We start from the raw sequence: 13,661 nt of genomic DNA, 5'->3' as shown, positions 1-13,661 counted from the left end.
CTCGTCTCCTCTCACTATAAGTCAATGGTGGCGTATGTCGCGTTTTCTTCAATAAATTGCCGGCGGGGCGCCACCTGATCCCCCATCAGCATATCGATAATCTGATCCGCTTCCTTAGCGTCTGCCACACTCACTTGAAGCATGCGGCGGTTGGCCGGATCCATGGTCGTCTCCCATAATTGGTGGGCGTCCATTTCCCCCAGCCCCTTGTAGCGCTGAATAGCAGGCTTGGGCCGTTCGGGCAGTTCCTTCAGTAAGTCGTCCAACTCCGCATCAGAATCCACATACTGGATCTTCTTCCCTTGGCGCACTTGGTAGAGGGGAGGAACGGCAATATACACATAGCCCCGGTCTAAAAGCGGGCGCATGTAGCGGTAAAATAAGGTCAATAATAAGGTCCGGATGTGGGCCCCATCGACGTCCGCATCGGTCATGATGACTAATTTATGGTAACGGGCCTTGTCCGCATCAAAATTCTCACCCCAACCGGTCCCCATGGCCGTAAAGAGGGAGCGAATTTCCTCATTGGCTAAAATACGCTCGAGACTAGCTTTTTCTACATTCAAAATTTTCCCGCGGATGGGAAGAATGGCTTGAAAGTGGCGGTCACGTCCATTTTTCGCTGAGCCACCCGCCGAATTCCCTTCCACGATGAAAAGTTCACACTCTTCGGGCAGGCGGCTGGAGCAGTCAGCCAATTTCCCCGGCAAGTGACTGATCTCCAGGCCTGACTTCTTGCGCGTCATTTCCCGGGCACGCTTGGCCGCTTGACGCGCTTTGGAGGCCAGTAAGCCTTTATCCACAATTTGCCGGCCAACGCGCGGATTTTCCATCAAGAAGCGCTCAAAATGCTTATTGAAGAGGCGGTCGGTAATGGTACGGACTTCCGAGTTCCCTAACTTCATCTTCGTTTGCCCTTCAAATTGGGGGTTGGGGTGGCGGACGGACACAATCAACGTCAAACCTTCGCGCACATCTTCCCCACTTAAGTTCGGGTCATCGTCCTTGATGATATTGGCCTGGCGAGCATAGTCATTGACCGTGCGCGTGAGGGAGGCTTTTACTCCAGCCTCATGCGTCCCGCCCTCGAAGGTATGGATATTATTGGCAAAACTTAGAAAATTCGTATGGAAATCATTCGTATACTGAAGGGCCACTTCGACTTCCACACCGTCTTTTTCCCCTTCCAAGTAAATCGGTTCGGGGAAGAGGGGCTCGTATTTTTCATTTAAGAAACGGATATATTCCTTCAAACCACCTTCGTAGCAGTAACTGTAAACAATAGCTTCCTCCGGCCGCTCGTCAGCCAAACTGATGCGCAGGCCCTTGTTTAAGAAAGCTAACTCCCGCGTCCGCTGGTTTAAGACTTCCAGGTCATAAGTCGTGGTGTCGGTAAAAATTTCCGGATCCGCCTTAAAGGTGACCACCGTCCCCGAGACATCGGTTTCGCCAACCACTTCCAATTCACTCAAAATTGTCCCACGCGAGTATTTCTGGTGGTAGATCTGGCCGTTTTTATGGACATCAACGGCCAACCATTCCGACAGGGCGTTCACCACGGAGGCGCCCACCCCATGGAGGCCGCCGGAGACCTTGTAGCTGCCGCCGCCAAACTTCCCGCCCGCATGCAAAACGTTAAAGACCGTCTCCACAGCTGGCCGGCCGGTTTTGGCTTGAATATCCACTGGGATCCCCCGACCATTGTCTGTAATTTGAATGATATTATCAGGCAGGACTTTGATTTCAATATGATCCGCAAAGCCCGCTAAGGCTTCATCAATGGAGTTGTCGACAATTTCCCAAACCAAATGATGAAGGCCGGTACCACTGGTCGAGCCAATGTACATGCCCGGCCGCTTCCTCACTGCCTCCAGGCCTTCCAGCACTTGAATTTGACTGGCATCATAATCTTGGCCTAAAAGCGGGAGCTCTTCCGGAAGAACTTCTTTTTTCCCTTCGTCTTGGGGCTGCAAATTGTCATCACGTTTATTTTTCTCATCCGCCATGCTATCACCTTCACTTTTTAATTCTTAATCTCACAAGGCTCAACTTGCCCTTGGCTAATGCGATAGCCGTGCGGGTTTTTGAGCACATCCCAATTCACGCCTTCTAGGCTCGTCGTTGTTAAAAAGGTCTGAACTTTATCTTCAATGACCTGAAGTAAAAGGCTTTGCCGCTTGGCATCCAATTCACTCAACACGTCATCCAATAAGAGCAGAGGGTACTCGCCGGTGGCTTGGGCCATGCAGTCGAGTTCCGCTAATTTCATGCTTAAAACCCCCGTCCGCTGCTGGCCTTGGGAACCGTAACGTTTCACTTCCTGGCCATTAATGTAGACGAGGAGGTCATCGCGGTGGGGGCCCAGTAGGGTGGTTCCCCGTTCGATTTCAGCGGCTGCCTGCTCTTCATAAGCCGCCAGTAAATTTTCTTCCAAAGCCTGGGTGAGGGCTTGGGCCTGGGTGTTGGGGTCGGCGTCCAAAGCTCCGGCTTCAGCTTTAGGCCAGGGCAGGCGCGTGTCGTAAGCAAGCGTGAGCTTTTCCTTTTGGTCGGAAATCGCCTCATGCACCGGCCCGGCCCAGGCTTCCAATTGCTCGACAAAAGCCTGTCGCATGGCCAACATCCTAGCCCCGGAAGCCGCCAATTGCTCAGTTAAAATATCTAAAAGTGTCCGATCCTTGGCCTGGCCCTTGCGCAATTGCTTCAAATAGGCATTGCGCTGCTTCAATTCATGCTGGTAGGTCAAGAGTTCATGCAAATAAAGGGGGTTCATCTGACTTAATTCGCGGTCGATAAATTGTCGGCGCTCGGCCGGAGGGCCTTTGAGCAGGGTTAAATCCTCTGGGGCAAAAAGAACGACCCGGAGTTGGCCGATATAATCGCTTAAACGTGGCAATTCCAAATGATTGGCCCGCGCAATTTTCCCCTTTGGCCAAAGCGTCAAGCTCAACGGACGCTGGCCTTGGCGAAAGCGGACCTCACCCGCCAAGTAACTTTCGGACGCCCCCCATTGGATCAAATCCCGCTCCTGCTTGGTGCGGTGGCTGCGCGCGAGGGCGAGAACGTAAATGGCCTCTAAGAGGGAGGTTTTCCCTTGGGCATTTGCCCCCACCAGCACATTGATTCCTGGGGAGAAGGTCACTTCTGCCGCTTCATAATTTCTGAAATGCTTCAGCTTAAGGTTTTTCAGTTCCATCGCTACCACGAGCACTGACGAGGTCATAGCTTTCTTCAATTTCAACAAGCGTCACCCGCATGCCGGGGTAGAGCTTGCGCCCACGCCTGGTTTCCAAGTCACCGTCCACTAGAATACGGTCTTCTTTAAGCACCCATTTGGCCTGGCCTCCGGTGTCAATGTAGCCGACTTCCTTTAGCATTTGCCCGAGCGTCAAATGCTCGCCGGCGACGACCAATGTTTTTGCCATGTCGAACCTCCTTAAGTAAATTGGGGCAGCCAAAGCCACCCCAGATCGCTTCATTCCCTATATATTATAGCTTAAATCCCCCTTAAACTCAATTCAGACCCCAGAAATTGCCCGTCATTCTCTTCTACGGCTTGGGAGGCTTTTAACACATTTTAAGGTTATTCGTGAATACGGGCTAATTTTAAGCCAAAAAGAAAAAGTCCCGCCGAGGCAGGACTCAAAATGCTTATCTGAAAAGTTTTATTCCGGCGTCCGGATCGGGGTGATCAGTTGAACCACACTGCGCTCCTGTTCCCGCTCCAAAGGCAGAAGGAGGAAAGGCTGAGTGGCTTGCTGGAAGCGAATGACGATATCTTGGTCGCCAAAGGTCCGCAAGGCCTGGCGCATGTATTGGGGGTTGAAGGCAATCGTTAAATCCTTGCCATCAAAGGCTTTGGGCGTTAATTCCTCCTTCACTTCCCCGACTTCCTGGGATTGCCCGTAGAGGAGGGTCAAGTCCGCGCTCATGGCCAATTTAACCACGTGATTGCGGCCTTCCTTACTCATAATAAGGGCCCGCTCAATCGCCTTGAGGAAGTGGGAAGCCGATAGCATCAGGCGGGTATCGTAATTTTCCGGTAGCAAGCGGTCCGTATCGGGGTAGTTCCCTTCCAATAAACGTGAGTAAAGGTAGAGGTTGCGCGTATGGAAGAGAATTTGCTGGTCACTGACCGTCATTTCCACATCATCGTCGTCGTGGATAATTTTCACCAATTCATTCAGGCTCCGCCCCGGAATAATGAGGCCCAAGGGTTCCTCACGCTTGGCTTCCGGACTGTTCACCTGCACAATACGCTGGCTCAAGCGGTGGGAATCGGTGGAGACGGCCTTCAATTGCCCGGCTTGAAATTCAAAGTAAATCCCCGTAAACATGGGGCGAATTTCCTGGGTAGAAATAGAAATAATCGTGTGGTGGATCACTTCCTTAAAGGTCATCGCCGGCAGGGTAAAGGTACTGTCCTCATCAATGGTGGGGAGGCGGGGGTAATCATCGCCCGCTGTGCCCAAGAGCGTAAAGGCGGCATTGCCCGCAGTAATATCTGCTTGCAGGCGGTCTCTGACTGCAATTTGCATGGTCTCATCGGAGAGTTTGCGGACAATATCGCTTAAAACAGAGGCCTGCAAGACAATACTGCCAGTTTGCTCAATGGTTAGGGCATGTTCCGGCTCACTCGCATCAATAAAAGCCTCAATCGAAATGGTGGCGTCGCTCCCAGTTAACCACAAGCCATCCTCACTGGCTAAAATTTTAACCCCCATCAAAATGGGAATTGGCGTGCGTTGGGAAATCGCCTTGGTCACATGATTGAGCTGTTCGATAAAAACAGTCCGCTTGATGGTGAATTTCATGGCTCGCTCCTTTATTTATTATATAGATAGATATCATAGTCGTCTTAGGTCCTGTGGGCTCTGTGGATAATTCCGGGAAAAGAAGTCATCCACAGACTTTGTCATGTGGATAAGTCTTTTGAGAAGGGCGTGGATAAGTCTTGGTTTTATCCACAAGGCCTGCTTCTAGTTTAGCATAGCTGCCTGCATTTTTGGCGGCTAAAACATATTTTGCAAGAGTTTTTTAATCTGGCCCAAGTCATTTTCCAAGCTGATAGAGTTTTTCATTTCTTTGGTGATTTTGTCATGGGCATGGAGGACGGTGGTATGGTCCTTGCCGCCAAATTTGCGGCCAATTTTAGGCAGGGAGAGGTCGGTGAGTTCCCGCGCCAAGTACATGGCAATTTGCCGGGGGAGGACAATCTCGCGTTTGCGCTTCTTGCCTTTTAAATCGGCGACCGTTAAATGGTAGAAGTTGGCCACTGTTTCCTGAATACTGGCTACCGTTGGCGTATCATCCTGGGTTTGCTCGGTGTAATTTCTCAACGCCTGGGCAGCGACACTGGGCGTGAGTTCGGCGTGGTGCATGACCACATAGGCCTGGACACTCGTCAAAGCTCCCTCCAATTCGCGGACGTTGGAATCAATTTGCCCGGCAATGTAATTCAGCGTGTTATCGGGAATATCCAGCTGATTGGTTTGTGCCTTATTCCGTAAAATCGCAATCCGAGTTTCTAAATCAGGCGGGGTAATATCAGTGGATAAGCCCTGCTTAAAGCGCGACACTAAGCGGTCTTCCAGTTGGGGAATTTGCCCAGCATCCCGGTCGCTAGTGAGGACAATATGTTTATTATTATTGTAGAGTTCGTTGAAGGTATGGAAGAATTCCTCCTGGGTTTTATCCTTATTTCCTTCAGCGATAAATTGGATATCGTCCACCAAAAGCATGTCGACCTGCCGGTATTCTGCATGGAAATCAGGCATGGTATTGGTGCGGATCGCTTCAATAAAGTCATTGGTGAAAGTTTCACTCGTCACGTATTTCACGCGTGCTTCTGGGTGGAGGCGGGTCACTTCATGGCCAATCGCTTGCATCAAGTGTGTTTTTCCCAAGCCGACGCCCCCGTAGAAGAAGAGGGGATTGTAGTCGTGGCCTGGGCCTTCTGCCACCGCCAAAGCCGCCGCATGCGCCATCTTATTCCCTTCCCCTACGATGAAATTATCGAAGGTATATTTGGGATTTAATTGCGTCGAGCGCGAGCTGAAACGATTATTGTGGCTTTTTGTCGCTTGTGTCGGACTTCCAAAGGATAAATTATCCGGCTCCTCATCGGCTAAAATTAACTCCACATTAATATCCCGCTTCAAAAAATCATAAGCCACCTGGCGAATTTGCACCAAATAGTGCGTTTCGATGTGGCGTTTATGTAATTTAGAGCCGGCCAGTAAATACAGCGTGTCCTGCTCAAAACGCGCCGGCTTTAATTCTTGAAACCAAGTTTCAAAACTGGGCTTTGATAACTCTTCTTGGAAGTAATTTTCAATATAAGCCCAAAGACGATTTAAATCATCCATAATGATCTCCTTTATCTATTTCTAGCATGTTAAGGATAGCATGAAGACTAAAAGTTTTCCACAATTAACAAGCAAAGAAAAGAAATATTCGCATATCCAAACAATATTTGTCCACACCTTGTGAAAAATAGTGGATACTTCTTGGGATAAGCTTGATATTGTGGATGACTTTTCCTAGTAAAAGCTTGATTATCCCCATTTTCGCTCTCGGTTATCCACAATTGTTAATAACTATCTTTTACTTGTGAATTGTGGATAAACCTGGGAGTAATGTGTGCACAAAAACAAAAAGTGAATTCTGTCCACAAAGATGTGGATAAATAAGGTGAATAAAAAGGCGACGAACCTCTCAATTTCCCGTCGAGTTGACGATAGGAAGCGAAACTCGACTAGCAGGCGGAATCACTGGAATTAAATGATGGTTCTAACGATAGTTAGGTTCATCATTTAATGAAGTGGATGTCCAGCCTGCCGAGTTGAGCTGGATTTAAAAGTAAGAACGACCTAGGGTATAAAAATAAAATTCGAGTAACGCCACCCTCCCTTAGGCGTGACCTGGACTAAAGGAAGGGAACGCCGAAGAAAGGGAGCGGTGAGTTGACGGCCAAATGAGAGGTTCTGCCTGTAGGGCAGGTTCTCGCATTTGACGTAACGCCACCCTCCCTTAGGCGTGACCTGGACTCCTTCTCTTAGTTTAAAGCCGCTTAATGATGAGGGTGAATTTTCACGGAGTTCCCTTTTACTGGCAGCAAAATGGCTAAACTTTTTCCTTTTTTCTGCACTTTTAGCTTGCAATCTAGCTATATTTAGGTTAATCTAAAACCAATCAATAAATGTGAGATATTTCATGTAACAATACATTGAATGTTTTGGAAAGGAGGTCTGACGTGATTGACGTCGACCATTTATCTGTAACTTATGATGGCGAGGTGCCGGCATTACGCCAGGCTGATTTTCATGTCGCCCCCGGTCAAATTTATGGCATCATTGGGCCGAACGGGGCTGGAAAGTCAACGCTAGTGAAGGCGATGCTGGGTTTGGTAAAGCACACAGGGCAAGTGACCTATGATGGCCAACCATTGAAAGCCGTGCAAGCCCACATTGCCTATATTGAACAACGTAGCTCGATTGACACGAGTTTTCCGATTACTGTTTTTGATTGCGTCCTAACGGGTACTTACCCGAGTTTGGGCTGGCTAAAGCGTCCGGGTGAAGCGGAGAAAAAACGTGCTCTGGAGGCTCTAAATCAGGTGGATCTGCTGGACTATCAAGATCGGCAAATTGGCCAATTATCCGGCGGGCAATTCCAGCGGGTCTTGATTGCGCGTGCCATGGCACAAAATGCCCAATACCTTTTCTTAGATGAGCCTTTTATTGGTATTGATGTGACGAGTGAACGCTTGATTATGGCTATCCTTCAGCAATTAGCAGCTGAGGGCAAGACCATTTTCATTGTCCATCATGATCTGGGCAGTGTGAAACAATACTTTGATGGGGTTATTATTATTAAACGCGAAGTGCTCGCAGTCGGCCCCGTGGAGGATGTTTTCACGGATGAGAATTTGGCCCAGGCCTTTGGAGCAGAATTAATTTACAATTACCAAGGAGGTGGCCAGCATGCTTAGCCAATTTATTAATCAAGTGATGCAGTATCAATTCCTCCAGCAGGCGCTTCTCGTCTCCATTGTGGTGGGGATTGTCTGTGGGGTGGTTGGTTGCTTTATTGTGCTACGCGGGATGGCCTTAATGGGCGATGCGATTTCCCATGCTATTTTGCCCGGGGTCGCTATTTCCTATATGCTAGACATCAATTATTTTTACGGGGCAGCGGTCGTTGGTGTTCTTGCCGCTTTAGGTATTACTTTTGTGAAGCAGAATAGTACCATCAAGGGAGATTCAGCCATTGGGATCATTTTCTCCGCCTTCTTCGCCTTGGGGGTTTTACTGGTCACAAAACTACAGACGGCCACCGATTTGACGTCGATATTGTTCGGGAATGTTTTAACCGTCCAGCCCATGGATCGCTATCTGACCTTTATTATTTCGGGGCTCGTCTTACTGTTTGTGGCACTCTTCTACAAGGAATTGAAATTGACCAGTTTTGACCCAGTCATGGCGGAAGCCAGTGGCCTACCGGTAAAAATGATTCACTATGCCTTGATGATCATGCTGACCTTGGTGACCGTGATTTCCCTCCAAACGGTAGGGGTGATTCTCGTGGTCTCGCTCTTGATAACACCAGCGTCGACGGCTTATTTGTTGACGGATCGCCTACCACGTATGCTGGCGATTGCAGTGCTCATTGGGGTGTTTTCAACGAGTACGGGGCTGATGATTAGTGAGGCGTATAACCTTCCTTCAGGAGTGGTCATGGTTTTAGTCGTGACCGTCATTTTCCTTTTAGTCTTCTTTTTAGCCCCAAAAAAAGGCTTAGTTTGGCAGTATTTAAAAAAAGACAAGGAACAAGAACAAGTAAAGGAGCAATAAAATGTTGAAGAAATTAGTCAGAGTCTTGGGAGTTCTTTTCCTGGGTGTTCTTCTAGTAGCCTGTGGCCAGGGAGGAGGGCAAGATTCGGCAGCAGCCGACGGTTCAGGAGAAGGTAAAGTAAAAGTCGCTTCTTCTTTCTCCATTATCACCGATATGGCCGAAGAAATCGGCGGAGAGCATGTGACGGTGCATAACTTCGTTCCGATTGGTACTGATCCGCATGAATATGATCCCCGCCCTGAAGACATCAAGGCCATGACCGATGCGGATATTCTTGTGTACAATGGCTTGAATCTTGAAGGCGGGAAGGGCGGCTGGCTCACGAAGCTCGCTAATTCCGTTAACTTTCCTGAAGATAAGCGCTATGCCCTCTGTGATAGTATTGAACCGAAATACTTAAAGGACGAAGCAGGGCAAAAGGAAATCAATCCGCATGCCTTCTTGGATCCTAATGTGGGGATCACGATGGCCGAAGCTTTGCGTGATGCCTTAGTCAAAGAAGACCCTGATCACGCTGAGGATTATAAGAAGAATGCCGAGAAATACCTCGCAGACTTGAAGAACGTTGAAAAGGAGTACGCAGAAAAGTTGGGTAGCTTGACGGGGGCTGAGCGTGCCTTTATCGCGAGTGAACAAGCCTTCCAATACATGGCGGATCGCTATGACTTAAATGAAGGCTTCATTTGGGCGATCGATACGGATGAAACCGGTACGCCTGATCAAATTCAAAATGCTATTCACTTTGTGCAGGAAAACAAGCCCAAGGTACTCTTTGTGGAATCCAATGTGGACACCCGGCCGATGGAAACTGTCTCCAATGAAACGGGTGTGCCCATCTATAAAACGCCAATTTTCTCCGATGAAATTGGGAAAAAGGGTGAGCCTGGGGATACTTATATCAAATTCCTCAAACATAATCTTAAGCATATTTATCAAGGCCTAACCCAGGGCAATGCTTAACTCTCCTGCTGGTGGATAGGAATAAGTCTGTCCATGCGTTAAAAACTGCGGGTAAGAGGTTTGAAGCCAAGATTTATTGGTTCGGTGAGGTTTTCAAACATACCGACCGTCTTTATCTTGCCTGCAAATTAGCATTGCACCCATTTAAAATGTGACTCAGTAACATCGTTAACTTGACTGTTATTCTATATAAGTTTAGGCATCTGGTATTTGAAGGATAGTTTTCTGTATGAGGTTTTGCTGTCGAAGTATGATAATCTGTTCCTTAAAATTGATAGGCTATGTCTGATGGCATCGATGAGTTTCTAAATATTCAACATTACATAAATAAATACTTGTTGTTGCCTGATATATTAGCTAAATCCTCTGTTTGGCCTTTAAATAGAAAATATAAGAGATCAGTTTCAGCTAATAAGGCCGAAGTAGTTAAATTACTTTTTTATTTCCTTATAAAACTTTGACAGACAACAGTGCAGGCTAAAACCTAGTTTAACGTGTAAACCTATTTATTGCTTTTTTTTAAAAACGAACTATCGAGGCTTTCAAATAAAGAAATCCTTGATGGTTCGTTGATTTAGAACCAAATATTTAAGTCATTCAATTTCAGCTATTGACAGGTATTCTTATTAGATATTTAATATAGTGGTTTTTTAGCATAAAATTACTGAATAGGTATAAACTTCCACAGATTACTTTCTATTTTGTTTGTTTTTTGGCATGTAGGACAATCAGGGTGCTTGGAAAAGTTGTGAAATTCCTTCTCTTCAAAGCGATCAAAATCAAAGCGAAATAATTTGTTAAAAATATCATTATTTTGTTTGGTTATTAAATTCAACCATTTTTTTACAATCCAGCTACATAATAGGGTAAAATTAGGCATAATTGTTGCAGTTTCCAATTCTTTGAAACCACTAACAAAAAATTGTACTAAGTCTTGAAATTCCTCAGAGTCAGTTTGGGCTAATAGACAATCAATACAAGCACAGTCTTTAATCCGTGGATCGACAAAAATTAATTTTCCTGCTGTTTTTTGGCTAAAACAGTATAAGCTGGGAAGCTTTATTTCATAACATGCTCGATTTACTAATCTTTGGGCAATATATGGGGGTTCATCCATTGCACAAACTACCCAGTCCACGTCTTTGATTTCATGCTTAACGTCAGCAATAGTCCTCATGCGAGATGTACTTGTAGTTATTTGAACGTACGGATTTTTATTGAGTAGTGCCTTTTTGAAACAAGTAACTTTTAATTTTCCAATATCATTAACTTCAAACAAAGCTTGGCGACTGACATTTTTTCGTTCAACGCGATCGGGATCGACGATATGGATATATCCCACTCCCATCTGCGCAAAATAATAAGCTAAATGAGACCCTCCACCTCCACAACCTAAAATACAAATTTTCATTTTTTGAAGTTGCTGTAGTAATTTATAGCCACCTAAACCAGCACTTGAATAATAAGTTATCGCATTATTAAAATAACTAAGAAAAGGATCGTTTTTATCGTAAGGGAATGGAAAAAAATTAATGAAGTTCTCCGATGCAAAGCCCTGAATAAATTTTAAAACTTGATTTTTTTCAATAGAAAATTCATGAGACAGATCATTTGCTAATTCATCGACTGTCCTCTGACCATCAAACTGCTTGATAATTTTTTTCCAAATATTAGGATGCCCTATAATTTCCTTTGTACTATCGTCATCTGATCCCACACGCAAAATATTTTCTTTCCACGGGTATATTACTAAGTCACGATTAAATAAAGGATAAAGAAGTGTATTATTTATTTTATTCATTTTTACCACCTTGTTTACTATAATAAAAGACATCAAAAAGGAAGAAACTTCAATGATACTCACTTTTAGCTTCTTCCTCAATCTAGGTATGAACTTATATCAGATCTTTAACAATTACACAAAGTACCAATTCACAACGCCACCGTCTGAACTTCCTGATCCAGCGGAGCGAACTTCTAACTCTAGTTTCAATGTTTTCACCTCCTAATATATTTTCAATGAACTCATTCTTATTTCAACTCTAGAACATCATCAAAGCGTTGCAGCACTGCTTTATTGTCGACATGAGTGATCACCAGAATGAGTTTATTGTCTAAGGAAAAAATTAAGTCAAAGATGATGTCGCGAGTGGCAGGATCTAAATTAGCTGTCGGTTCATCAAAAATTAAGACATCGTAATCTTCAACTAAAAAGCGTGCAATATTGATGCGTTGAGCTTCACCACTCGATACATGTGTTTCGCTGCCTTGTTCTAAGGGCTTCTGGAGGAAGACATCGGTAAATTTTAACTGATGATATAAAGGGCGAGGATCCTTTTTTAATTCCCGATATAATTCAATGTTTTCTTGAACAGAACCAGGAATAAAAAAGTCATTTCGCTGAATAAAGGCCATCTGACCATATAGACTTTCTGTAGATAATTGCTCGATGTTTTGGCCATTAACTTCAATCGCTCCTGAATAAGCTGAGGCAGGATAATATTTCATGATTAATTTCATTAGGGTCGATTTTCCGCGGCCAGATTCACCAATGATGGCATAGTGTTTCCCTCGTTGAAAGGAAGTTTGGAAGTGATCAAAAATAACCTTATCTTCGTTATATGCCAGCGATAAATCATGAATTTCAATATGGTCAATAGGGCCTTGCAAAGTCACTTGGTCGGATAAGGAGTGGTTTTCTTCTCCCAGAGCATTAAATTCTGCCATAATATCCGTCACTGTGCTCATTAAATTCCGATTATAGGCTAAACTCTGAGCCGGCTGAAACACACTATTCAACAAATTAACAGCCGCAATCAATAGTCCGGTGGTAAGTTGGCCTTGAATAACAAACCAAACACCGATCCCCATGCAGGCTAATTGTGAAGTGAAAGCAATCACCAAGCCTAAAGAACTGGCTGTCCAATTTGTCCAGTGATAGGTTCTTCTCTTATCTTCAAAATCATTATCGCTTTTCTCAAAACGCTTTCTAAAAATTTGAGTTAAATTGAGCAATTTGATTTGTTCAAAGCCTCGCAACAGTTGATTGACTACAAGTAAAAACTGTTCATTGGCTTGTGTAAAGGCTACTGTCTTCTTTCTCATCACGAGCCCTGGTAATTGGGAAACAATAATAGTAATAGCCACGATTACGAGCAGGGCAAGAGCCAGCTGCCAGTTAATAGAGACAATGAAGCCGATACTTGCTATAATTTGGAAAAATTGGATGACAATATTACAACGAGGGACTAAGTAATTATCCGTCAATAAATCAATATTTTTGGTTAATTGATTAAGATAATAGTCATGCCCCTTTTGCTTAAAGTGATAAAGCTCTCGCTTGTAAAGGGCCGCGCTTAACTTTGCTTTTAAATCTTTATTAATGCCTTGAATATAATAAGCTTGACAAGTATTTTCCAGTATATTAAAAAGAAAGAGAAGCATCAGCATGAGGAAGGCCCAAAGACCTTGTCTAAATAATATATCTGTATTTTGGTTAGCGCTGTCAATGACGCCACCAGTTTTCAGTGAGAATAAGCCCATCGCAATGGCTCCACCCAAACCAAACAGAATAGTTAACGCATACAATAATAGGTAATGACGAATAACTTCCTTTACCATTTGAACACCTCAAACTTTATGCTCTTATTTTATAAAACTATTTAAAATATATCTTAAATAATTAATTTTGTCAAATTATATTATGATTAGTATGTCAAGCGCAAATGACTTTGTCCGAAAAATACGCAATTTTGCTTACACTTTTTTTGGGTGAAAAAGCTAGCGCGCTTCGCTTGCTTTACACTCAGAAACGGAACGAACTCCACGAAAAGATCAATTCAATTTTT

General features: G+C 44.8%; 10 protein-coding genes. 3 read left to right on the top strand and 7 right to left on the bottom strand.

What is annotated here, in order from left to right:
* Positions 1-14 precede the first annotated feature (14 nt).
* The 5 genes from gyrB to dnaA form a co-directional block, all read right to left on the bottom strand.
* Positions 15-2,006 carry a DNA topoisomerase (ATP-hydrolyzing) subunit B gene (gyrB, locus tag WF803_RS04365; RefSeq protein WP_489610337.1) on the bottom strand — a complete coding sequence of 664 codons (1,992 nt, stop codon included), beginning with the start codon at positions 2,004-2,006 and terminating at the stop codon, positions 15-17.
* A gap of 17 nt (positions 2,007-2,023) precedes the next feature.
* Positions 2,024-3,193 (bottom strand): DNA replication/repair protein RecF, encoded by a 1,170-nt coding sequence (gene recF / locus WF803_RS04360; protein WP_489610336.1) that lies wholly within the window; start codon positions 3,191-3,193, stop codon positions 2,024-2,026.
* Positions 3,174-3,422, bottom strand: coding sequence for an RNA-binding S4 domain-containing protein (locus WF803_RS04355; protein WP_489610335.1), 249 nt, complete (start codon positions 3,420-3,422; stop codon positions 3,174-3,176). The genes recF and WF803_RS04355 overlap by 20 nt, the downstream gene beginning before the upstream one ends.
* A gap of 240 nt (positions 3,423-3,662) precedes the next feature.
* A complete protein-coding gene (dnaN, locus tag WF803_RS04350; RefSeq protein WP_489610334.1) occupies positions 3,663-4,811 on the bottom strand; it encodes a DNA polymerase III subunit beta in 1,149 nt (382 codons plus the stop codon).
* Positions 4,812-5,009: 198 nt separating this feature from the next.
* Positions 5,010-6,365 (bottom strand): chromosomal replication initiator protein DnaA, encoded by a 1,356-nt coding sequence (dnaA, locus tag WF803_RS04345; RefSeq protein WP_489610333.1) that lies wholly within the window; start codon positions 6,363-6,365, stop codon positions 5,010-5,012.
* 887 nt (positions 6,366-7,252) lie between these two features.
* On the opposite strand from dnaA, the gene WF803_RS04340 reads away from it, so the two are divergent.
* The 3 genes from WF803_RS04340 to WF803_RS04330 are packed head-to-tail and all read left to right on the top strand — an operon-like array spanning position 7,253 to position 9,813.
* On the top strand, positions 7,253-7,990 hold the full coding sequence (locus WF803_RS04340) for a metal ABC transporter ATP-binding protein (RefSeq protein WP_489610332.1): 738 nt from the start codon (positions 7,253-7,255) through the stop codon (positions 7,988-7,990).
* Entirely contained in the window at positions 7,983-8,852 is an 870-nt protein-coding gene (locus WF803_RS04335) for a metal ABC transporter permease (protein ID WP_489610331.1), read from the top strand. Before WF803_RS04340 ends, WF803_RS04335 begins: the two co-directional genes overlap by 8 nt.
* A 1-nt stretch (position 8,853) precedes the next feature.
* Positions 8,854-9,813 carry a metal ABC transporter solute-binding protein, Zn/Mn family gene (locus WF803_RS04330; protein ID WP_489610330.1) on the top strand — a complete coding sequence of 320 codons (960 nt, stop codon included), beginning with the start codon at positions 8,854-8,856 and terminating at the stop codon, positions 9,811-9,813.
* A gap of 661 nt (positions 9,814-10,474) precedes the next feature.
* Here WF803_RS04330 and WF803_RS04325 read toward each other — a convergent pair.
* Together WF803_RS04325 and WF803_RS04320 are read right to left on the bottom strand one after the other, a co-directional pair.
* Entirely contained in the window at positions 10,475-11,614 is a 1,140-nt protein-coding gene (locus WF803_RS04325) for a ThiF family adenylyltransferase (RefSeq protein ID WP_489610329.1), read from the bottom strand.
* A gap of 230 nt (positions 11,615-11,844) precedes the next feature.
* Positions 11,845-13,434, bottom strand: coding sequence for an ATP-binding cassette domain-containing protein (locus WF803_RS04320; protein ID WP_489610328.1), 1,590 nt, complete (start codon positions 13,432-13,434; stop codon positions 11,845-11,847).
* Between the last annotated feature and the right edge of the window lie 227 nt (positions 13,435-13,661).

Source organism: Aerococcus sp. BD502 (genome assembly GCF_057919555.1).
This window is presented reverse-complemented; position numbering and strand designations above follow the sequence as displayed.